General features: G+C 62.3%; 21 protein-coding genes and 1 pseudogene. 11 read left to right on the forward strand and 11 right to left on the reverse strand.

The window, feature by feature from the left end; genetic code table 11:
* Positions 1–211: 211 nt before the first annotated feature.
* The gene (locus J4G43_RS30845) at positions 212–763 is read left to right on the forward strand and encodes a hypothetical protein (protein ID WP_208087283.1); all 552 of its coding nucleotides are present in this window, start codon (positions 212–214) and stop codon (positions 761–763) included.
* A 202-nt stretch (positions 764–965) separates the two neighbouring features.
* Here J4G43_RS30845 and J4G43_RS30850 read toward each other — a convergent pair whose 3' ends face one another.
* The 3 genes and pseudogenes from J4G43_RS30850 to istA form a co-directional block, all read right to left on the reverse strand.
* Entirely contained in the window at positions 966–1,661 is a 696-nt protein-coding gene (locus tag J4G43_RS30850; RefSeq protein WP_208087284.1) for a hypothetical protein, read from the reverse strand.
* Positions 1,658–2,521, reverse strand: a complete 864-nt coding sequence (istB, locus tag J4G43_RS30855) for an IS21-like element helper ATPase IstB (RefSeq protein ID WP_208083951.1) — start codon at positions 2,519–2,521, stop codon at positions 1,658–1,660. Before istB ends, J4G43_RS30850 begins: the two co-directional genes overlap by 4 nt.
* Positions 2,481–4,020, reverse strand: a pseudogene (istA, locus tag J4G43_RS30860) (IS21 family transposase). The gene istB and the pseudogene istA overlap by 41 nt, the downstream one beginning before the upstream one ends.
* Before the next feature lie 743 nt (positions 4,021–4,763).
* On the opposite strand from istA, the gene J4G43_RS30865 reads away from it, so the two are divergent.
* Positions 4,764–5,618, forward strand: a complete 855-nt coding sequence (locus tag J4G43_RS30865; RefSeq protein WP_210387372.1) for an SDR family NAD(P)-dependent oxidoreductase — start codon at positions 4,764–4,766, stop codon at positions 5,616–5,618.
* Between the two features lie 350 nt (positions 5,619–5,968).
* Entirely contained in the window at positions 5,969–7,099 is a 1,131-nt protein-coding gene (locus tag J4G43_RS30870) for a L,D-transpeptidase family protein (RefSeq protein ID WP_208087286.1), read from the forward strand.
* Positions 7,100–7,140: 41 nt separating this feature from the next.
* Here J4G43_RS30870 and J4G43_RS30875 read toward each other — a convergent pair whose 3' ends face one another.
* The gene (locus J4G43_RS30875) at positions 7,141–7,497 is read right to left on the reverse strand and encodes a hypothetical protein (protein WP_223154002.1); all 357 of its coding nucleotides are present in this window, start codon (positions 7,495–7,497) and stop codon (positions 7,141–7,143) included.
* A 333-nt stretch (positions 7,498–7,830) separates the two neighbouring features.
* Positions 7,831–8,960 (reverse strand): IS3-like element ISRj2 family transposase gene (locus tag J4G43_RS30880; protein WP_085967151.1). Its coding sequence is split into 2 segments (ribosomal slippage): positions 7,831–8,708 and positions 8,708–8,960, totalling 1,131 coding nucleotides; the frame shifts between segments, so codons are not numbered across the junction.
* Between the two features lie 146 nt (positions 8,961–9,106).
* On the opposite strand from J4G43_RS30880, the gene J4G43_RS30885 reads away from it, so the two are divergent.
* On the forward strand, positions 9,107–9,514 hold the full coding sequence (locus tag J4G43_RS30885) for a hypothetical protein (RefSeq protein WP_135217314.1): 408 nt from the start codon (positions 9,107–9,109) through the stop codon (positions 9,512–9,514).
* 191 nt (positions 9,515–9,705) lie between these two features.
* Here J4G43_RS30885 and J4G43_RS30890 read toward each other — a convergent pair whose 3' ends face one another.
* A complete protein-coding gene (locus J4G43_RS30890; protein ID WP_208087287.1) occupies positions 9,706–10,944 on the reverse strand; it encodes an MFS transporter in 1,239 nt (412 codons plus the stop codon).
* Positions 10,945–11,073: 129 nt separating this feature from the next.
* Here J4G43_RS30890 and J4G43_RS30895 point away from each other — a divergent pair, with 129 nt between their 5' ends.
* A complete protein-coding gene (locus tag J4G43_RS30895; protein WP_208087288.1) occupies positions 11,074–11,682 on the forward strand; it encodes a TetR/AcrR family transcriptional regulator in 609 nt (202 codons plus the stop codon).
* 338 nt (positions 11,683–12,020) lie between these two features.
* Here the strand turns inward: J4G43_RS30895 and J4G43_RS30900 are convergent, their stop codons facing one another.
* Entirely contained in the window at positions 12,021–13,394 is a 1,374-nt protein-coding gene (locus J4G43_RS30900) for a PleD family two-component system response regulator (RefSeq protein ID WP_028150565.1), read from the reverse strand.
* 14 nt (positions 13,395–13,408) lie between these two features.
* Entirely contained in the window at positions 13,409–13,774 is a 366-nt protein-coding gene (locus tag J4G43_RS30905) for a response regulator (RefSeq protein ID WP_008566616.1), read from the reverse strand.
* Between the two features lie 228 nt (positions 13,775–14,002).
* Here J4G43_RS30905 and J4G43_RS30910 point away from each other — a divergent pair, with 228 nt between their 5' ends.
* Positions 14,003–14,314, forward strand: coding sequence for a DUF3572 domain-containing protein (locus tag J4G43_RS30910; RefSeq protein ID WP_208087289.1), 312 nt, complete (start codon positions 14,003–14,005; stop codon positions 14,312–14,314).
* Entirely contained in the window at positions 14,311–15,603 is a 1,293-nt protein-coding gene (locus J4G43_RS30915) for a DNA polymerase IV (protein ID WP_208087290.1), read from the forward strand. Before J4G43_RS30910 ends, J4G43_RS30915 begins: the two co-directional genes overlap by 4 nt.
* Positions 15,604–15,619: 16 nt before the next feature.
* On the opposite strand, the gene J4G43_RS30920 is transcribed toward J4G43_RS30915, so the two are convergent.
* A complete protein-coding gene (locus J4G43_RS30920) occupies positions 15,620–15,775 on the reverse strand; it encodes a hypothetical protein (protein ID WP_166097113.1) in 156 nt (51 codons plus the stop codon).
* A gap of 202 nt (positions 15,776–15,977) precedes the next feature.
* Between J4G43_RS30920 and J4G43_RS30925 the strand changes: the two genes are divergently transcribed.
* Positions 15,978–16,379, forward strand: coding sequence for an ACT domain-containing protein (locus J4G43_RS30925; RefSeq protein WP_208087291.1), 402 nt, complete (start codon positions 15,978–15,980; stop codon positions 16,377–16,379).
* Between the two features lie 89 nt (positions 16,380–16,468).
* Here the strand turns inward: J4G43_RS30925 and J4G43_RS30930 are convergent, their stop codons facing one another.
* Together J4G43_RS30930 and J4G43_RS30935 are read right to left on the reverse strand one after the other, a co-directional pair.
* The gene (locus J4G43_RS30930; RefSeq protein WP_166342131.1) at positions 16,469–16,870 is read right to left on the reverse strand and encodes a RidA family protein; all 402 of its coding nucleotides are present in this window, start codon (positions 16,868–16,870) and stop codon (positions 16,469–16,471) included.
* A 74-nt stretch (positions 16,871–16,944) separates the two neighbouring features.
* Positions 16,945–17,790, reverse strand: a complete 846-nt coding sequence (locus J4G43_RS30935; RefSeq protein WP_208087292.1) for a cell envelope integrity EipB family protein — start codon at positions 17,788–17,790, stop codon at positions 16,945–16,947.
* 233 nt (positions 17,791–18,023) lie between these two features.
* Between J4G43_RS30935 and J4G43_RS30940 the strand changes: the two genes are divergently transcribed.
* The 3 genes from J4G43_RS30940 to J4G43_RS30950 all read left to right on the forward strand — a co-directional run bounded on the left by J4G43_RS30940 (position 18,024) and on the right by J4G43_RS30950 (position 20,693).
* A complete protein-coding gene (locus tag J4G43_RS30940; RefSeq protein WP_014494672.1) occupies positions 18,024–18,491 on the forward strand; it encodes a RidA family protein in 468 nt (155 codons plus the stop codon).
* A gap of 16 nt (positions 18,492–18,507) precedes the next feature.
* A complete protein-coding gene (locus J4G43_RS30945; protein ID WP_208087293.1) occupies positions 18,508–19,254 on the forward strand; it encodes a glycerophosphodiester phosphodiesterase in 747 nt (248 codons plus the stop codon).
* Positions 19,255–19,451: 197 nt separating this feature from the next.
* The gene (locus tag J4G43_RS30950; protein ID WP_208087294.1) at positions 19,452–20,693 is read left to right on the forward strand and encodes a GNAT family N-acetyltransferase; all 1,242 of its coding nucleotides are present in this window, start codon (positions 19,452–19,454) and stop codon (positions 20,691–20,693) included.
* Positions 20,694–20,744 lie beyond the last annotated feature (51 nt).

Here is a 20,744-nt window from a genome sequence, read left to right on the forward strand (position 1 = left end):
GATAGCTGACGTGCGGAGAGCTCAGAGCGTCTTCGGGTCAGGGCCACAACCCGGCATCCTGCCCACCGATGAATTTCGGCGTTTCGGATAGGCCGAGGGAAACCGGAAAATTACCCGTCACGCTAGGCTTTTTGAACCGCCCGCGGTGTCAACAATACCAATTGTAATTATCGTGCATTGCAACTAGTGGAGAACACTAAGAGGTACGGGCATGAGCACTCAGTCAGGCAACGGTACTGACCTAAAATGGTCCTCCCCTGTGCTGGATCTCCTTCTCAAGTATGGGCCAGTCGCCGTAGTAGTTGTCGGCGCCGCTTGGGCCGCATTCACGTGGATTGCTCAAAGATCGGATCAAGCCGGGCGAGAAGAAACGCGACAAGCGGAGGCGGCGCGAGTCGCAATTCGTGAATCTCAGAAGCCGTTTCTAGAGAAGCAATTGGCCTTTTATTTTGAGGCCGCGAAGGCGACAGCCGCGCTGTCTACAAGGGACCCGAAGGATCAAGAGTGGGCTTCGGCTCGCAAGAGATTTTGGGAGCTCTATTGGGGCGAACTAGGTGTGGTGGAAAGCCCGCAGATCGCCAGTGGTATGGTCGCCTTCGGGCAAACTCTAAGGGAGCTAGAAAAGTGTGTTGACGATGGTAAGACCTGCGACGGCTTGCAGAGACCACTTACCGGAGCCTCTTTAGCGCTAGCGCATAGCATCCGGGAATCTATTGAAGCAGGCTGGGGCTATCGACTTGACGAGCTACCTGCCAAGAAATAGTTGGCGCACGAAAGCGTCTCGGCGCTTCCGGCCCCCATCGGAGCGGATCACAACTCCAGAACCTGAACTCAGCAGCTTCCGGCCGAATGTCCGCTGAGGGGGCAAAGGCAGTCCCCGACCGAATCGACCCGGCAGGCCAGCTTTGGGCCATAAGCGGAAGTCGAAACGTGAAGCTTCAAGACGCGACGTCGGTCACCGAAACTCAGTCGAAGACTGCCAAAGTCCTGTCATCGCGGACCTCGAAGAACCGAGCCGCGATGACCTCACGCTCCGAGCCGCGGGCCTTTGTCGCCAGCATACAGGCGACATAGTCGGGACGTTTCGCATCCGACTGCGACATCATCGATTCGACCCAGGATGCCGCTAGAATGCGGCACACTTTGCGGGAGAGCAGACGCACCCAGAAACTGGCGTCGACGCGCGCAAAGCCGACCAACGCGGTATGCGGGCTCCGATCTGATTGCATCAGGCAAATCGAGCTCGTATCGACACGAAGGTCCGAAGCGTACAACGGAAACCCGAACTCAGGTGGTTTGGGGGAATGGCAGTGAGCCGGCCGCCATTCACGGTTGCCGAATTCAAGCGCCTCCGCCGGGGCCGTCTTCGCGAAGCTAGCCTTGACCTTGTCGACAGTCTTGTCCGGCTTAACAGGATCTTTTGGTTCGATCGAAAGCTCGAACGGAAAGCTCTCCACGTTCGACACCATGAACACGCCAAGAAAGCCGTAAACGGAAAATCCAAAGGGACGTGTTTCGACAACCTTGTCTCCGACACGGGCCACCCATGTCAGCCCATGGGAAGACATCAACGCATATGTCGATGCATCCGGTCCATACTTGGCTTTGGCCGCGCGATTCCATTCGTCGATGTGTGAGAGGTCCGCCTTTTCCGATGTCAATCGGCGTTGGACTGGGACCCCCGATCGGCGTCCAAAGGGGACCCCTTTGATCGGCGAGTCTTGATGGTAGCGCTCGCGGCGTCGGAGCTGGCCGGGGTTGCGGAGACGGCGCGAGCGCGGGTTGTTTGATCGTCGTCGCGGCTTTTAAAGCGCCAGCTGTCGTTACCGGTCTCGACGATGTCGCAGTGATGAGTCAGCCGGTCGAGCAGCGCGGTCGTCATCTTGGCATCGCCGAACACGCTCGGCCACTCGCCGAATGCCAGATTGGTGGTGACGAGGACGGAGGCGCGCTCATAAAGCCGGCTGACGAGGTGGAAGAGAAGCTGACCGCCGGACTGGGCAAAGGGCAAATATCCGAGCTCGTCCAGGACAATGAAGTCCATGCGGGTTAGGTGCTCGGCAAGCCGGCCCTGTCGCCCGTTGCGGGTCTCGGTCTCGAGGCGGTTGACGAGGTCGACCACGTTATAGAAGCGGCCACGGGCGCCGGATCGGATGCAGCTTCGCGCGATAGCGATGGCCAGATGGGTCTTGCCGGTGCCCGTTCCACCGACCAGGACGACGTTGCGTTGCTGGGCGATGAAGCCGCCGCCGGCGAGATCATTGACAAGCGTCTGGTTGATCGGCGTGGCGTCGAACTGGAAGTCTGCGATGTCCTTTGCAAGCGGCAACTTGGCGATGGTGAGCTGGTATTTGATCGAGCGGGCCTGCTTCTCGTTGATCTCGGCGGAGAGCAGATCGCCGACGATGCGCTGGGGTTCGTGCTGGCGTTTGACGGCGGTCGCCATGATCTCGTCGAAGGCGGCCTTCATGCCGTAGAGCTTAAGCTCGCCCATGAGATCGAAGATTTGGGTTCGTTCCATCAGTTTGTCCTCCGGAGGTTGTCGTAGCGGGCACAATCGGCGATCGGCGCATGGCGAAGCGTCAAGGCGGCCGGCGTCATGATGTTGGCCGGTGGGGCAGGTTCACGTTGACGAGCCAGGATGTTGAGCACGACATCGGCGGAATGAACGCCATGAGCGACCGCCTCGGCGCAGGCGGCTTCCACCGCGGGCAATCCGTCTGTCAGCACCGCATTGAGGATATCGACCATCTGTCGATTGCCATCGTCGGCACCGGCGAGTTTGCGCCGTACACGCTCAATCGCTGCGGGCAGCACCCAGTCCTTGAAGGGAGCGCCATTACGCAAGGCACCGGGCTTGCGCACAAGCACGGGCACATAGTGCCAAGGGTCGTAGACCGTCTCGCCGCGACCGAATGATCGCGGATGTTCGGCAACGACCCGGCCGTCCTGGCGGATCACGATGCGGTCCGCATAAGCCTGGACCTCAATGGGCCGCCCGACCGCGCTTGCCGCAACCGAGTACTTGTTGTTGTCGAAGCGCACCAGGCAGGTCTTGGAGACCGAGGCCGGGACGGCATGGAAGCCATCGAACCGACCTGCATAAGGCACGAGATTGGGTCGCTCGGCCTCGAAGATCTCCCAGACAGTCCGGTCGGCGAACTCTGGATGCCGATGCGCCTTGGCGTAGGCGATACATTTATCGAGCAACCAGGCGTTCAGCTCGTCCAATGTCTTGAAGCGCAGTCGCGGGGTGAAAAAGCGTTCGCGGACCAACCCGACCTGGTTCTCGACCTGTCCCTTCTCCCAGCCCGACGCTGGCGTGCAGGCAACCGGATCGACCAGATAATGGCTACACATCTGCAGGAAGCGCTGATTGTAGAGGCGGCCTTTGCCGACAAAGATCGTCTCCACCGCCGTCTTCATGTTGTCGTAGATGCCGCGCCGGCAAGTCCCCTTGAACAGTGCGAACGCCCGGTCGTGGGCGTCAAACACCATCTCCTGCGTCTCGCGCGGATAGGCCCGAACAAACAGCATCCGACTGTGGCAAAGCCGGACATGCGCCGCCTTCACGACCACCGTGGTTCCGCTCAACAGGACGACTTCGTGGCTCCAATCAAACTGGTAGGCTTCGCCGGGCGCAAAGCTCAACGGCACATAAGCTGAGGTCGTCGAGGCGCCACGCTCTCGGCTCCACCGCCGCGCATAGCGACGAACCGCGTCGTAGCCGCCGGCATATCCGAGGCCGCGAAGCTCTTCGAACAAGCGAATCAGCGTCAGCCGTTCGCGCGTCGTCTTGCTCTCGTTCGCCGCCAGCAACCGGTCAAGCTCGGCACTCCACGGGCCCATCTTCGGAAGCGGCTGCGTCTCTCGCTCGTACCGGAACTCCGTCGCCTCCGAGCGGATGACCTTGCGGACCACCTTGCGCGATACGCCAAGCTCCCGGCAGATCGCCTTGATCGGCTGACCATGAACAAAATAAGCGCGACGGATCTTCGCAATCGTCTCCACCACCAGCATCCCAACCTCGGCTTCCATGACTTGATGGAAGCCACTGTGGACCCTTGTCCCGGGGTCCCGATTGGATGCCGATTACCCCGAATACGGGGTCCTTATTCCATGCCGAAACACATTTTCCGATGTTGTAACATCGAAATAACCAGTCCGGCGCGAATGCGGGACAGGCCAATCCGTCACCAGGAGGGCAGCGGAGATTGCTGCCGCCCCGCAAAGCGCTGCCGCCACGATCACTTTCTTAAGCACCGGCGTCACCGATTGACTGAGCGACAAGACCATTGCGGCAGCTGAGATTCCCGCCGAACGTTGCATGCCCCTTTCGTTGATTGAATCCGTCAACCTAGGCAACCAAAGGTTAAGGTCCGGTATCTGCAGCATGTGACGGTGCTGATGGCCGCTCTGGCTCACAAGCTGCCATCGCGAAGAACCAGCACGGCGTCCGCTGTAAGCTCCCAAGCTGAAGTTAGTGAGCACCGCCCCGCCTCCGCCGTCGGCAACACCGGCGCCGGCGGCCGCGACGGCCGGATCACCGTGAGCCAGATCCCGGAGATATTGAACGCATTTTAGAAGCTCTCAGCGAAGCAGGAATTTGGATTGAGGGAGAGTGAAACAGGTGACCCTGGCGATGTAGACAGTTGACCACGAACGGACATCCGGCACGCTTCCCAATCGCTCGGAAACGCGGTCATATGGCGTCCGGGGACACTTGGCGTTTTCGCGCGAGGGTGTCCGCCTGCACAGGGAGAATGCGCGTGAAGGAACTCGCTGGAAAGACTGTGTTCGTGACCGGTGCAGCGTCAGGCATTGGACTGGGGATCGCGACCGCCTTCGCCCAAGCGGGGGCGAAGGTCATGCTTTGCGACATTGAAGAAGCGGCTCTGTCCGCAGCGCTCGAGCAACTGAGGCTCACCAACGTCGATGTCGACGGCGTGAAAGCAGACGTTTCGCTCAAAGCCGAACTCGTGGCGGCCGCCGAAGCCACGACTGCCCGTTATGGCAAGGTGCATATCCTCGTCAACAACGCGGGCGTCGGCGCCGGTGGGCCTTATGGCGCCTGGACCGAGGCGTCGTGGAGCTGGACCATGGGCGTCAACCTGATGGCGACCATTTGGGGGATCGAGATTTTCGGGCCGTTGATCGAGCAGCATGGCGAGGGTGGACACATCGTCTCCACAGCCTCGATCGCTGGCCTCATTTCAGGGGAGAGCAATGCATACAACGTCTCCAAGTATGGCGTTGTCGCGCTGTCCGAGGGCCTGCGGCGTGAACTCGCGCCCCGAGGGATTGGCGTATCGGTGCTGTGTCCAGGGATCATCCGCACTCAAATCATGAACTCGAGACGCAATCTCCCCAAGCGCTTCGAGGGGGCGCTCCCTCCCTTGCCGACTTCGGGCCCACGTGCCGAGTGGATCAATATGCTCCGGGAACGCATCTCTCAGGGCATAGAACCCAACTATGTCGGTGAACTCGTCCGCGAAGGCGTCGAAAAGGACTTGCCGTACATCTTCACCGACCTCGAATTTGAGCCGATGATCGAAGCGCGCTTCGCCGCAATCAAGCAAGGCTTCGACCACATCCGCGGGCGCACCCCGAAACGTTGAGCGCGCAGCCCTTCCACCAGCCTTAGCGGCTAACACGAATATTCGGATAGGGCTGAAACCGGCTTCAAAGCCGTTGCGCAGTGGACCGCCAATGTCTCAGTTGGATCAAAATGCGAAGAACTCAGAGTGAGCAAAGTCAGTCCGCTCTACCTCACCAGGCGGACCTCAATGAAAGGTGTCGCCACTTCGCTGATGGGCCAGAAGCGGACGACGAGACCGAGCGTCTTGGCATCCCCAAGGCCAACGATAAGCTCGAACTTCTCCGGTGACTGCGTCCATCTGGGCTTGCCTTACGAACCCACTGACTACACGCTACCCAAATGAGCAGATTCCACGCCCGAGGTAAGGTCATGATCGGCGCCACGGCACTCCGTGCGCTTGTGCTGACTGCAGCTTTTTTCGCGACGTTGTCGCCGGCCACCTGCCTTGGCGAAAACAGCAACCGCTTGCCGGCCAAGGCTACAAAGGAGCTACCACCCGAGTTGCTCTCGCTGCTCCGACAAAAGAAGATGCCAAAATACTCGCCCATCCTTGTGCGCGTCTTCAAGCAAGAGGCGGAGCTCGAAGTCTGGAAACAGGACACCACCGGCCTCTTCAAAATCCTCAAGGTGTACCCGATCTGTCGGTGGTCGGGGGATCTCGGGCCGAAACTGAAGGAGGGTGACCGTCAGGCTCCAGAGGGGTTCTATACGATTACTCCCGAGCTGATGAATCCCAACTCCGATTACCATCTCGCGATCAACGTCGGCTTTCCCAACAGCTTCGACAAGGCAAACAATCGCGACGGCAGCTTACTCATGATCCATGGCGACTGCTCGTCGAGCGGTTGCTATGCCATGACCGACGAACAGATAAGCGAGATCTATTCGCTAGCGCGGGACTCCCTCGGCGGCCGACCGTCCTTTCAGGTCCAGGCTTATCCATTCCGCCTGACGCCGGCAAACCTGGCGCAGCATCGAAATAGCCCGAACCTCTCCTTCTGGAAAATGCTCAAAGTCGGCAACGATCACTTCGAGACGACGCATCTCGAACCTAAGGTGGACGTGTGCAATCGACGCTATGTGTTCGATGCGCAAGCTCCACCAAATTCGCCGTATCCTCTCGTGTTCAGTCCCACCGATAAATGCCCCGCGTTTGTTGTGGATTCCAAAATTGCGCGGCGGGCGCTTGAGAAGCAACGTACCGACGAACTCGAGTTCGCGCGATTGCTCAATGACAACGTGCCGGCAGCCCCGATCTATAGCGGACTGGACGGCGGAATGAACGAGGCTTTTCTAGCAAAGTATCTGGTCAGAGTGACGCTTGCGAAAGTGATGCCGTATGCATCTTATCTGCCGCAACTGCCGCCAATCCCCTGGGTCACCAACGATGGTTCGTTGACGAGTAGATGGTTTGGCACCTCGTTCTCGAAACCGATTGCATGTGATCTGGCTCGTTCCAGCTTCCTGTCGACCGTCGTGGAAGGAGACGACGGGTGCTAGAGCGCCCGGTCTACTTCAGGCATGCATCCCTGCGCTCGCTATCAGCCCATGCTCCCCGGCATGAAGCAGCGCGGCTTCGGATGACCATCTAGGTAGTAAGGCCAGACCATCGTACGGCCAGCGCGGTTCGGTCCATCCACGACAGCTTCGTTCGGAACATCAACCCACTCGCCATCAAGGCGTACGCGATAGTGACCGTCCTTAGTTTCCCAATCGGCGTCATCAACTCGCTTCGCATCACTGCCATCGCAGCAAGGCCCTTTGCCACTGTGCAAGCTCTCATACCAGCTGTTCAACTCGGGGTGCTGATAATCGTGGGCGCGAGCGTGACCGATTGTAAAGATCGGCAGCATGACAGTGAATACAGCAAGCGCTGCATGCCGAAGGTGATTGTTCATCTTACTCCTAATCCCGCAGTGGAAGTCCCACACGCCGAACACGTCAAGGCACGCCAAACTTTGGCCCGTAGTAGCCACTCCAGGGCCACACACATCGCCGCCCCGGTACCGCAGAGTTTAAGCTTGCTCACTCACCACCGGAATGAAAGGCCAACAGTGCTTGTGTTCTCTATGGAGATGGAGAATCAGAGCTGGCCCCGGTTGTTTGGACAGCGCCCCGCTGGATTTAAGTGGATTCCTGCCGGGTTATGCTGAACGCGGGGCTTTACGGTTTTGTCGTTGCGTCGGGAGGGCGTAGCCCGACCAGAGCGACGACAAAACCGTCGGCGACGGTCATGCGGCCATCACCATAGCTTGCGTGCCGAAGTAAGCCTCGTCGGGCGTGCGCCCGTCAAGGCTCGAGTGAGGGCGTCCCTGATTGTAGAAGGCCAGATACTTGGCAATTGACGCTCGCGCCTCGGACACGCTGTCGTAGGCGCGGAGATAAACTTCTTCGTATTTGACCGTGCGCCAGAGCCGCTCGACAAACACGTTGTCGCGCCAGGCGCCCTTGCCGTCCATGCTGATGGCGATCTTCGCGTCCAGCAGCACATCGGTGAACTCGAGGCTGGTGAACTGGCTGCCCTGATCCGTGTTGAAAATCTCGGGCCTGCCGTGCTTCGCCAACGCCTCCTGGACCGCTTCGACGCAGAAGGCCGCCTCCATTGTGATCGAGACGCGATGGGCCAGGACCCGTCGGCTGAACACATCGACGACCGCCGCGAGATAGACGAAGCCACGCCGCATCGGAATGTAGGTGATGTCCATTGCCCACGCATGGTCGGGCCGCTCGATCTTCAATCCGCGCAACAGGTACGGGTAGATCTTGTGACCCGGAGCCGGCTTGCTCGTGTTCGGGCGACGATAGACCGCCTCGATCCGCATGCGCTTCATCAGCGTCGCGATGTGGCGGCGACCGGCGTATACGCCCTCCCGCCGCAGCAACGATCGCAGCATACGCGCTCCCGCGAAGGGATAATCGAGATGCAGCTCATCGAGCCGACGCATCAAGGCAAGGTCCTCGGCCGAAACTGGCCGAGGTTCATAGTAGACCGTGCTGCGAGCCAGCTTCAGGACCTTCGCCTGGCGCACGATAGAAAGATCATGATCGCGGTCGATCATCGCTTTGCGCTCAGCAGGCCCGCCTTGGTGAGCGCGCCGGACAAAAAATCGTTTTCCAACGCCAGCTCGCCGATCTTGGCATGTAACGCCTTCAAATCGACCGGCGTCTCGGCCGATGTCTTGTCATGCCCAAACACGCCGGCGGCGCCTTCCAGGAGCTGGTTTTTCCAGATCGTGATCTGGTTCGGATGAACATCAAACAGTTGCGCCAGCTCCGCCAGTGTCTTGTCGCCTTTGACCGCAGCCAAAGCAACCTTCGCCTTGAATGCCGGAGAATGCGTCCGGCGGCTCTTCTTCGTCATCTTCGCTCCTGATTCGCAGCGAGAATCCTCGCCGCTGTCAGGCAGAAAATCCACTCAAGCTACTGTCCGAATTTGCGGGGCCAGCTCTCCACGAACTTTGCGCGCTGCTTATGCGGCGGCTCGTTCGGTAACGTCGGGAGAAAGCGATGAGCAAGATCGATCGAAGGTCCGCACTGGGAATCGCGTTGGCAGCGGCTTCGGCTGCCATGGTCAGGCCAGCCGCCGCTCAAGCCACAGGCTACAAGGATATGACGCCTTGGCCAGGTGTCGTGGTGCGTGAATATGAAGGCGAGACACCATCCCTGATCCCAGGTTTTAAGACCGTCTCAATGCGCGATGTCATCATGCAGCCGGGGGCGAAAACCATGGGGCCCCCGATGATGAATGCCATGATCTGCCATATCACCGAAGGGGAGCTTCGGCTTGAGCAGGACGGAAAGACCTTTACGGGCAAGAAGAATTTTGTCTGGACCTGCAACAAGGAAACAAAAGAACAGGCGTACAACGACGGGAATGTGGTCGCGATTATGCGGATCACGGACCTGAAAGCTTAAGGCCCATGAGGAGGAGCGGATGGCGCACGCGACGACGCGCCATCCGCCTGCAGGATCATGGATTGTTGCAATGTCACAGCCGGAGAAAAGTTCGTCCGCGCGCCAAGCTTCGGGTCACACGCTGCCATCACGACGAAACAGCACGGCATCCGCTGCAAGCTCCCAAGCTGACGTTCGCGAGCACCGCCCCGCTACGCCGTCCGCAGCACCGGCGCCGGCGGCTGCGATGGCCGGATCAGCGCGAATGCGACCTGGATGATGCCGCCGGCCAGACCGAGCGCCACGCCGATGCGCCAGGCCATGGTGTAGGAGCCGAGCGTGTCGTAGAGCACCCCTCCTCCGTAGGCGCCGAGGAAGCTGCCGATCTGGTGGCTCATGAAGGCGAGGCCCTGGATCATCGCCTGCCAGCGCAGGCCGAACATTTCGGCGACGGCGCCGGCGACCAGCGGGCCGACCCCCATCCAGAGGAAGCCCATGATGGCGCCGAACAGCAGCGTCGAGGACGACGTCGCCGGCAGCGTGAAGTACCAGGCAAGCGCGAGCGACCGCAGGATGTAGATGCCGCCCAGCAGCGCCAGCTTGTTCCAGCGCTGGCCGGCCCAGCCGAAGAACAGCGAGCCCAGCACGTTGAAGCCGCCGATCATGCCGAGCGTCTGCGCACTCAGCATCGGATCGAGGCCGCAGATCGCCAGATAGGACGGCAGATGGGTGGTGAGAAACACGAGCTGCATGCCGCAGACGAGATAGGCGCAGGTCATCACCACGAAGGACGCGTTGCCGAACGCCGTCTTCGCAGCCGTCGCGGCGGTGGCATCCCCGATGTCGTCGGCGGCCGGCTTCGGCAGCGGAATGGTGTCGATACGGCCGGCATACCAGGCCGCAGGGATCATCAGCACCGACATGATCACGAAGCCGGCGAGCCCGACGCGCCAGCCAAATCCTTCGTTGAGCAACTGCCCGAGCGGCGCCGACAGCAGCGCGCCGAGCGAGCCCGCGCCGGAGACGATACCGAGCACGGTGGAGCGGACGGTCTCGGGCACAGCGCGCGCGGCCACCGACATCGCGATCGCCGCCGCGGTGCAGGCGAGCGAGGTGCCGATCAGCGCGCCGGCGCCGATCATGATGCTGACGAGCCCGTTCGCGGTCGCCATCAGAATGAGGCCCGCGATGTACATCAGCGCGCCCACGATCATGATCGGGCGGAAGCCGTAGCGCACCGTCATCGCGCCGGCGAGCGGCTGGAGAAAGCCCCAGGCGAGGTTCTGCACGGCGAGCGCCAGCGTGAAATCCGAGATCGAGATGTGGATGTCGTGCGTCAGCGGCTGCATGAAGATGCCGAGGCTCTGCCGCAGCCCCATGCTCAGCGTCAGCATGATCGAGGCGCCGATCAGGATGGGCAATGTCGGACGCAGGACCTGCAAAAGGGGCATATTTTTCTCCCTCGTCGGCGCGACGCGCGTGCCGGCGTCTGCAATTCTCGATGTTTTTAGTTACACAGACCTGTGTACTTAGGCTATGAAAGGTGCACGCTGTCAAGCGAACAGGACGCACGCTGCCGCATGGCTCCCCCGCCCACACCACAGACGATGAAGGAGCGGATCCTCGAGACCGCCGACAAGCTGTTCTATCTGCAAGGCATTCGCGCCATCGGCGTCGACACCATCGCGGCTGAGATCGGCATCTCCAAGCGCACGCTCTACAACCACTTCCCTTCCAAGGACGCGCTGATCGCGGCCTATCTGGAGCGGCGCTTCGTCAAGCCGCGCCCCTCCGACAAGCCCCCGGCCGAGCAAATTCTTGGCACCTTCGATTCGCTGGAGCGGCGCTTTGCGGCCAAGGATTTTCGCGGCTGCCCGTTCGTCAATGCGGTCGCCGAGCTTGGCCCAAAGGACCGCGCCGTGAAGAAGATCGCAATCGCCTTCAAGGAAAGCCGCCGCGTCTGGTTTCGCGAGCGGTTGAACGAGCTAGGTGTTGCGGATGCGGATGCGCTCGCGACACAGCTCGTGCTCCTGGTCGACGGCTCGATCGCACAGGACCTCGTGCGCGACGACCCCGCGATGGCGCGTGCCGCGAAGGAAGCGGCGAAGGTGCTGTTGCGGAATGCGGGCGTGGATCTGGGTGATGCGGAGAAGCAAGTCGCGACGCACAGCAAGCGCACGCCGCACTAATCACCATGGCCGTATCGTTCGGTGTCATCACCCGCGAAAGCGGGTGATCCAGTATTCCAGAGGCGGTTGTGATTGAACCGAGAGGCCGCGGCGTACTGGATTCCCCGCCTTCGCGGGGAATGACAGCGGAGCGTGTGGAACAGCGGAGTTTGGGGAGAGGGCTTCGCGCAACAACCGCGCCCTGCCCGATCCTATCAAAATGCTCCTGTTTTGCCCGACGTGTCAAACGCCCGGGCAATCGGCTTAGCCCGCCTAGCTCTACCCGCATAAGCCATTGATCCGGCTAACGCCGGCTACTGTGCATGGGGTTGTTTTCGCAGTTTTTGTTGCAGGCGGCCTCACGCCGCCTGCGACACCACGCGATTGCGGCCGTCGTGCTTGGCGCGGTAGAGCGCGGTGTCGGCGCGCTTGAGGACGTCGGCGACCGCCTCGCCCTTCTGCTCCAGCGTGGTGAGGCCGATCGAGATCGTGACCTCGATGCGCTTGGTGCCCTTGTGGACGGCGAACGGCTCGCCCGCGATCGAACGGCGCAGGCGCTCGGCGACCATGCCGGCGACGTGGAGATCGGTCTCCGGCATCACGATGACGAACTCCTCGCCGCCGTAGCGGCAGGCCAGGTCGATGCCGCGGATCGACTTGCGCACGCGCACCGCGAACTCGCGCAGCACGTCGTCGCCGGCATCATGGCCGTAGTTGTCGTTGATCGACTTGAAATAGTCGATGTCCAGAATCATCAGCGCCAGGGGCTTGCCGCGGGTCGAGGCTTGGTCAGCGAGCGTCGCCAGATGGCTCTCCATGTAGCGGCGATTGTGCAGGCCGGTGAGCGCGTCCGTGATCGCCATCTCGATCGAGTTCTGCACGTTGTCGCGCAAATGATCGGTGTAACGGCGGCGGCGGATCTGCGTGCGGGCGCGGGCCAGCAGCTCGGTCTTGTCGATCGGGCGCAGCAAATAGTCGTTGACGCCGATCTCGAGGCCGCGGAGCAGCCGCGTCGAGTTCTCGGGGTCCGCGATCGCCAGGATCGGCACGTGGCGCGTGCGCTCCAGCGAGCGCGCCTGGCTGCACAGCCGCAGACCATCGAAATTGTTGAGATCGAGCGAGACGATCAGCAGATCGTAATTGCCCTCGGCGGCGTGGAACAGCGCCTCTGTCGGGTTCGGCTCGACGTCGATGGTGTGCTCCGCGGCGAGGATCGTCGCCAGCCGCTCATAGGAGGACTGACGGTCGTCGACCAGCAGAATGCGGCCGCCCCGGCCGGTGTCGGCCACGGCGCTGCGTTCGGGCGCCTGCATGCCGATCTCGAGCGAGGTGATGGCGCGCATGCGCAGCTCATCGGTCATCATCTTCAGCCGCGTCAGCGAGCGCACGCGCGCGATCAGCACGACGTCGGAGACGGGTTTTGTCAGGAAATCGTCGGCGCCGGCTTCCAGCCCGCGATTGCGGTCGGCGGGACTGTCGAGCGCGGTGACCATCACGACGGGGATGTGGTGCGTCGCCGGATCGGTCTTCAGACGGCGGCAGACTTCAAAGCCGTCCATGTCGGGCATCATCACGTCGAGCAGGATGATGTCGCATTCGGCGCGGCTGGCCAGCGCCAGCGCCTCGGTGCCGTTCGAGGCGGTCATAACGTCGAAATATTCGGCGGACAGGCGAGCTTCGAGGAGTTTGACGTTAGCGGGAACGTCATCGACAACCAGGATACGCGCGGACACTTTGAACTCACTTCCTATCCGATAAAACGCCGGACCGTCTCAATGAATTTGCCGACCGAGATCGGCTTGGACAAATAGGCCTCGCAGCCGCCCTCGCGGATGCGCTCTTCGTCGCCCTTCATCGCGAACGCCGTGACCGCGACGACGGGAATGGCGCGCAACTCCGGATCGTCCTTGATCCAGCGCGTGACCTCGAGGCCCGAGACCTGCGGCAATTGGATATCCATCAGCACGAGGTCGGGCCGCATCTTGCGAACGAGGTCGAGCGCCTCGTAGCCGTTGCTGGTGCCAGAGGTCTGGTAACCGTGCGCCTCCAACAGGTCGCGGAAGAGCTTCATGTTGAGCTCGTTGTCTTCCACGATCAGGACGGTCTTAGCCATCCCGCCCTCCTGATTGGCACGAAGCCCTATACATGTGACGCCTCAGGCGCCGCTCGCCGGCGCTTCGAAAACTGGATTCAAACTAGCCTCAGATTCGCTTGAGTTTCGTTAAACTCGAGGGCCGACTTTCTGCGATGTGGTTTCCAGTTGCTTGTCGGCGGTCTTGAGACTCGGGCATGATGGTTTCAAAGTAGACACCGAAAGTTAACGGAAAGGCAAACCGAACCGTTGAAAAAGCCTGTTCACAACCCTCGCGAAGTCGCTGAAATCGTTGCGATTCAGGCGCTCTCCTTCGTGGCCGGCGATCCGGAGCGGCTCGGCCTGTTCCTGGCTGAGACAGGCGTCGGTCCGGAGACCCTGCGCAATGCCGCCTCGGACCCGAATTTCCTCCTCAGCGTACTCGATTTCGTGATGCGCGATGACGCCACCGTAAAGGCCTTTGCCGCGACCGCGGAGCTGCATCCGACCAACGTTGCTGCGGCGCGGCAGGTGCTGGGCGACGCGCTCGGCGACCCCTCCTGGGAGCGCGACGTGCCGTGACCGTCCCTGATACGGCCGGACCCCGCTGCTTCTGCCGGGATTGTCTGGCCGATCTGGATATGGGCGTGCGGCGCTGCTCCGCCTGCGGTTCCCCTCGCCTCGTCCGCCACCGCGCGCTCGCAGGCCTGACCATCGCCCATATCGACTGCGACGCCTTCTATGCGACGGTCGAGAAGCGCGACAACCCTGATATCGCCGACAAGCCCGTCATCATCGGCGGCGGCAAGCGCGGTGTGGTGTCGGCCGCCTGCTACATCGCGCGGACCTATGGCGTGCGCTCGGCCATGCCGATGTATAGGGCGCTCGAGGCCTGCCCGCACGCGACCGTGATCCCGCCCGACATGGCCAAGTACGTCCGTGTCGGCCGCGAGGTGCGGCAGGCCATGCAGGCGCTGACGCCGCTGGTCGAACCGCTCTCGATCGACGAGGCCTTCCTCGATCTCTCCGGCACCGAGCGGGTGCACGGCATGGTTCCGGCCAAGGTGCTCGCGCGGTTCGCACGCAACATCGAGCGCGACATCGGCATCTCTGTCTCGGTCGGCCTGTCCTGCAACAAGTTCCTGGCCAAGATCGCCTCCGACCTCGACAAGCCGCGCGGCTTTGCCGCGCTCGATCAGGAGGAAGCCCGTTCGATGCTGGCGGAGAAGCCGGTCGGCTTCATCTTCGGCGTCGGCCCGGCCACGCAGGAGCGCCTCGTGCAGCGCGGCTTCCGCATCATCGCCGACCTGCAAAAGGCCGACGAGATCGAGATGATCCGTCAGTTTCCGAGCGACGGCCGCAGGCTGTGGCGGCTCGCCCGCGGCATCGACGACCGCCGCGTCGAGCCCGATCGGGGCGCCAAGACGATTTCGAGCGAAACCACCTTCGAGACCGACATCCGCGATTTCGCGACGCTGGAGAAGATCCTGTGGCGCCTCTGCGAGAAGACGTCGTCGCGGCTCAAGAGCAGCGAGCTTGCCGGCTCGACCGTGACGCTGAAGCTGAAGACCGCCGATTTCCGCCAGCGCACCCGCTCGCAGTCGATCGCAGGCCCGACGCAGCTTGCCGCCAAGATCTTCTCGATCTGCCGCGAGATGCTGGCGAAGGAGATCGACGGCACCGCCTTCCGCCTGATGGGCGCCGGCGTCAGCGCGCTGCGCGAAGGCTCGCCCGCCGACGACACCGACATGCTCGACCGCCGTGCTGCGCATGCCGAGCGCGCGGTGGACAGTCTGCGCAAGAAGTTCGGTAACTCCGCCGTCATTCGCGGCATCGCGTATGATGGCCCTGAAACAGGACAGCAGGAGTGATCGAGTCCTGCTCAATTCAGTCGCGTTCGAAGATCCGTGCACCCGGATAGACACGCCGGGCATACTGAATGACCAACTGCCGATCCTGACTCGCCAGGAACGGCGTTCGGATCTGACAAGACCCGACGATGAGGTGCCACAGGCCGTTGAGCTTTCCAATCATGACGTTCATTTGAGCTTCCTCGCAGTGACCCGAGTAGACTCAAATTGTAAGAATCTCCGGCCGTCGCTCAATTGTACCAGCGTAAGGTCAGCGTATGAGAAGGATTGGAAGAGATATACAAAGGTATGTTGGCGAGGCCCCTGTCAGGTTCCGGCGTTGATGGGTTTCGCAAGGGCTGTACCCATCCGAACGCGCTGAGAGGCTGGCCATCGTGACAGGCGAACGCGACCTCGACACGCTGTTGAGAAACATGAAGCCGGAGCTGCTGGACGGCACCTTCGTGTTTTGCACGATCCCACCCAGCGAGCCCGTTCCCGCAGCGGTCAACCCGCTGCTGACGTTCCGCGAGCAGGAAGGAACCACGCTGGTGATCCCGCGCGAAGAAGCCGAGGCGTCAGGCTTACGCTACGCGTTCGCCTCTCGCCTGATCACCCTGACGGTTCACTCCGCACTCGATGCGGTGGGCTTCCTGGCTGCGGTGACGGCCCGCCTGGCCGAAGCCGGCATCGGCGTGAATGCGGTTTCGGCCTTCCACCACGATCATCTTTTCGTGCCTGCTGAGCGTGCCGATGAGGCGATGACAGTTTTGCGAGCTATGTCCGCGGCAAAGTAGGATGGGTAGAGCGAAGCGAAACCCATCGAGCTCTTCCCGCGCAACAAGGGTGATGGGTTTCGCTTCGCTCTACCCATCCTGCGGTCGTCTCAATCCGCGACTGCGATCGCCTCGATCTCGATCAGCCATTCCGGCGCAGCGAGCGCGGAGACGCCGACAAGGGTGCTGGCGGGCGGCTCCATGCCCTCGAAGAAGGCCGAGCGGGCCTTGCCGATGATCGGGCGCAGCTCCGGCTTGTAGTTCACCACGAAGGTCGTGATCTTGACGATGTTGGCGTAGGTCGCGCCGGCCGCCTTCAGCGCATGGCCGAGATTCTGCATCACCTGCGTCGTCTGCGCGGCAATATCGCCCTCGCCGACGATCCGCCCTTCCTCGTCCACCGACACTTGGCCGGAGATGTAGATGGTGCGCGCACCGGAAGCGGTGACGACGTGGGAATAGGCCGGGTTGTGATGCAGGCCGCTGGGGCGGAGATGGTCGAGCTTGGGCATGGTGCTTGCCTCCCGGAAGTTTGTGGTTGGGAGGGAGCGTAGCTGGAGAGCGAGCGGAGGGCTAGCCTCGCCCCTCAATTACAGGGCTTGCTGTCCTTGGCGTCGAACTTGCCCATCGCGCCGGAAATCACGAAATCGTTGTAATCGAGCACGAGCTGGCGCGAAACGCCGTTTTCGTAGAGCTCGAACGCCATCGCGTAGACCGGCGTCTGCTCGCCTTCCTTCTGCTGGGACTCGCGGTCGAAATAGCTGACGGTAACCGGCCAGCGCTTGAGCGGCTTCATGTGCTCGTCCGTGGTCGATGCATCGGGCGAAGCAGTGCGGTCGGCGGGAATCGGCTGACCGATCACGGTCAGCGTGTTGTAGACCTTCTGGCCGTCGTCGGAGCCGTCATAGACCGACAGCTCGAGCAGCGACTTGCCGTCCTTGGCGGCGGCAATGATGCGCTGGATCTGCTCGGTCGGGAACACGATCTTGCCGTCGAGCGTGAAATTCTTCGGCGCCGGCAGCTTCAGCTTGACGTTGATGTGGTCGCCGTCGCGCTCGGCCGAACCGTCGACCCGGCCGGCATCTGTCTCGTTCATCCGCGTCTCGATCTTGAAGCGGTAGCTTTTTCCCGCGGCGTCCTCCCAGGAGTTCGAGCGGAGGTCGCTCAGCGTGATCTTGCCCTCGCCGCTGTCGAGCTCGGAAACCTGGCGGAATTCGGAGGTGTAGCCCTCGCACGAACTTCCCGTGAAATTGTAGAGGATGCGGCCGCGCGCGCTGTTGATCGAATTGGAGCGCGATTTGACCAGGCTGAGGTCATAGAGCGCCTGGTGCGCAAGGAACGGACCGCTGGCCGCCTGCGCTCCACCGCCTGCGCCGAAAGCAGCCGCCGCGAGCGCCATCACACCGATCGAAGTCCGGAAAAGGTGCACCATGTGTCATCCCTGGGGAAAGCGCAGATTCGACATTTTAATGACCGTTCCATTGCGTCGCAACTGAGGCCGTTTCACGTAAAGTTGCGGCCCCCGCCTTGAACCTGCTGCCTGGCCACAACAAAATGCAGTCGCTCCGGTTGCTTGCATGTGACGGCACGATGGGCGAAACAGGGCGCGCCCGGCCTCCAAACGGACGCAGCCGGGCGGATGAAATTTGGACAACGAGGTCGAACATGGCGGGCACGGTCGAGCAGAAACTGGCGGAACAGGGCATCAAGCTGCACGAGGCCCCTACCCCTGTCGCCAATTACGTGCCGTTCGTGCGCACCGGTAACCTGCTGTTCGTCTCCGGCCAGGTCTGTTTCGACCCCGCCGGCAAGCTGATCGCCAAGGGCAAGCTCGGTGCCGGCGTTTCGATCGAGGACGGTGCCGCGGCGGCGCGCGGCTGCGCCGTCAACCTGCTGGCCCAGGTCAAGGCGGCGCTCGGCGACCTCGACAAGGTCGTGCGCGTGGTGCGCCTCGGCGGCTTCATCAACTCGGCGCCCGACTTCCTGGACGGGCCGAAGGTGCTCAACGGCGCCTCCGACCTGATGGTTGCCGCCTTCGGTGACAAGGGCCGCCATGCCCGCACCACCGTCGGCGTCGCCTCGCTGCCCGCGGATGCGGCGGTCGAGGTCGAAGGCGTGTTCGAGGTCGCCTGACACGGAGCTGACGGCGTTGCGCGCTCCTGATTGGCTGACAGCCCGGCCGGTCGCCCATCGCGGCCTGCATGACATTTCCCGCGGTGTCGTCGAGAACATGCCGGGCGCGATGCAGGCGGCGATCGCAGGCAATTTCTCGATCGAGGTCGACATCCAGCTCTCCGCCGACGGCGAGGCCATGGTGCACCATGACCACGCGCTCGGCCGCCTCACCGAGGCCACCGGCGAGGTGGTCGATAAGACCGCGGCCGAGCTAAAGGCGGTCAAGTTCAAGGACACGGACGAGCGGATGATGTCGCTGTCCGATCTCTGCGCCATGGTCGCCGGGCGCGTGCCGCTGGTGATCGAGGTGAAGAGCCATTTTGGCGGCGACCGCAAGCTGGTGAAGCGGATGGCCGAGGTGCTGGCGTCCTATCAGGGGCCCGCCGTCGGCATGTCGTTCGATCCCGACCAGGTGCTGGCGCTGCGTGAGCTGTTGCCGTCCCGCCCGCGCGGCATCGTTGCGCAGCGGACCTACGAGGACGAGTACTGGGCGAAGCTGACGCAGGCGCAGCGCGACAGCATGCTGTATCTGCGCCACGGCTTTCAGACCCAGCCGCATTTCGTCGCCTTCAAGGTCGACCACCTGCCGGCCCCCGCCCCCTGGATCGCCCGCAACGTCCTCGGCTGTGCCCTGCTCGGCTGGACCGTGCGCACCCCGGAGCAGCGGACGCGGGTCGGACAATATGCGGATCAGATGATCTTTGAGGGGTTCGTGCCGTAGGGCTTGCGCACGCCCGCTCTCGTGTCCCGGACGCGCAGCGTTGCTGTGCAGAGCCGGGACCCAGAAGGCGGCACGCTATGCGGAGAGATGGGCCCCGGCTCTGCATCGCACCGCTGCGCGCTGCGCTGCGTCCGGGGCACGAGAGAGCCAGTTCCCGCCTCTTGAAGTCGCTGCTGCAATGCACGATCTTGGGCACGATGGCATCATCTGAAATCACACTCGAGGCTGTACCCTCGATTGGCGAGGTATCTGCCGAGGATTGGGACGCCTGTGCCAATCCCGACAAGGCTTGCAACGGGCATGGCGCGGGAACTTCATCCGGGCCTCCAGGCGATTCCCTCGGCCTCTCAAAACCCGCTTATAACCCGTTCGTCTCGCACGCGTTTTTATCCGCGATTGAGAAATCGGGTTCAGCAACCATCCGCACCGGCTGGGGGCCCCGGCATCTGGTGGCCAAGGTCGATGGGCGCGTCGCCGGGGTCGTGCCCTGCTATCTGAAATCGCATTCCCAAGGCGAGTACGTCTTCGACCGCGGCTGGGCGGACGCCTATGAGCGCGCAGGCGGACGGTACTATCCGAAACTCCAGGTCTCGGTTCCCTTCACCCCGGCCACAGGGCCCCGGCTGCTGGTCCGCGACGGCGTCGATCGCGAGCGCATCGCGGAGACGCTAGCGAGCGGGCTGGTGGCGCTATGCGGCGTCAGCGAGGCCTCCTCGGTGCACGTCACCTTCGCGCGCGAGGCGGAGTGGAAACTGCTCGCCGGGCACGGTTTCCTCCAGCGCACCGATCAGCAGTTCCACTGGCACAACGAGGGATTTGCGACCTTCGACGATTTCCTCACCACGCTCAATTCGCGCCACCGCAAATCGATCAAGCGCGAGCGGCGCGATGCGCTTGCCGGCGGCATCACCATCCACTGGCTCACCGGCAGCGACATCACCGAGGATGCCTGGGACGCCTTCTTCGAATTCTACATGGAGACCGGGTCGCGCAAATGGGGCCGGCCTTATCTCACGCGCGAATTCTTCTCGCTGATCGGCGAGACCATGAGCCAGGACGTGCTGCTGGTGATGGCCCGCCGCAACGGCCGCTGGATCGCTGGCGCGATCAACTTCATCGGCTCGGATACGCTGTTCGGCCGCAACTGGGGCGCGGTCGAGCATCATCCGTTCCTGCATTTCGAGGTTTGCTACTATCAGGCGATCGATTTCGCGATCAAACACGGCCTCGACAACGTCGAGGCCGGCGCGCAGGGCGAGCACAAGATCGCGCGCGGCTACCTGCCGCGGACGACCCATTCCGCCCACTTCATCGCCGATCCCGGCCTGCGCCGCGCCATCGACGATTACCTCAAGCGCGAGCGCGCCTATGTCGCCGAGGCCGGACGGGAGCTGGCCGAGCTCGGCCCGTTCCGCAAAGGCGTCGACGAGGCGCCTTGACGGTTTGCCACGGCTGATGACAGTAAGCGCAAAATTCGAGGAGCCGCCGCC

The organism is Bradyrhizobium barranii subsp. barranii, from assembly GCF_017565645.3.
GTDB classification, from domain to species: Bacteria; Pseudomonadota; Alphaproteobacteria; order Rhizobiales; family Xanthobacteraceae; genus Bradyrhizobium; species Bradyrhizobium barranii.

Bases quoted from the DNA above. Each gene is read 5' to 3' on its own strand.
- J4G43_RS30920 (WP_166097113.1), bottom strand. From the start codon at position 15,775: ATGAACGTCATGATTGGAAAGCTCAACGGCCTGTGGCACCTCATCGTC.
- J4G43_RS30890 (WP_208087287.1), bottom strand. From the start codon at position 10,944: ATGCCCCTTTTGCAGGTCCTGCGTCCGACATTGCCCATCCTGATCGGC.
- J4G43_RS30895 (WP_208087288.1), top strand. From the start codon at position 11,074: ATGGCTCCCCCGCCCACACCACAGACGATGAAGGAGCGGATCCTCGAG.
- J4G43_RS30865 (WP_210387372.1), top strand. From the start codon at position 4,764: ATGCGCGTGAAGGAACTCGCTGGAAAGACTGTGTTCGTGACCGGTGCA.
- J4G43_RS30935 (WP_208087292.1), bottom strand. From the start codon at position 17,790: ATGGTGCACCTTTTCCGGACTTCGATCGGTGTGATGGCGCTCGCGGCG.
- J4G43_RS30885 (WP_135217314.1), top strand. From the start codon at position 9,107: ATGAGCAAGATCGATCGAAGGTCCGCACTGGGAATCGCGTTGGCAGCG.
- J4G43_RS30905 (WP_008566616.1), bottom strand. From the start codon at position 13,774: ATGGCTAAGACCGTCCTGATCGTGGAAGACAACGAGCTCAACATGAAG.
- J4G43_RS30940 (WP_014494672.1), top strand. From the start codon at position 18,024: ATGGCGGGCACGGTCGAGCAGAAACTGGCGGAACAGGGCATCAAGCTG.
- J4G43_RS30950 (WP_208087294.1), top strand. From the start codon at position 19,452: ATGGCATCATCTGAAATCACACTCGAGGCTGTACCCTCGATTGGCGAG.
- J4G43_RS30875 (WP_223154002.1), bottom strand. From the start codon at position 7,497: ATGAACAATCACCTTCGGCATGCAGCGCTTGCTGTATTCACTGTCATG.
- J4G43_RS30930 (WP_166342131.1), bottom strand. From the start codon at position 16,870: ATGCCCAAGCTCGACCATCTCCGCCCCAGCGGCCTGCATCACAACCCG.
- istB (WP_208083951.1), bottom strand. From the start codon at position 2,521: ATGGAACGAACCCAAATCTTCGATCTCATGGGCGAGCTTAAGCTCTAC.
- J4G43_RS30845 (WP_208087283.1), top strand. From the start codon at position 212: ATGAGCACTCAGTCAGGCAACGGTACTGACCTAAAATGGTCCTCCCCT.
- J4G43_RS30870 (WP_208087286.1), top strand. From the start codon at position 5,969: ATGATCGGCGCCACGGCACTCCGTGCGCTTGTGCTGACTGCAGCTTTT.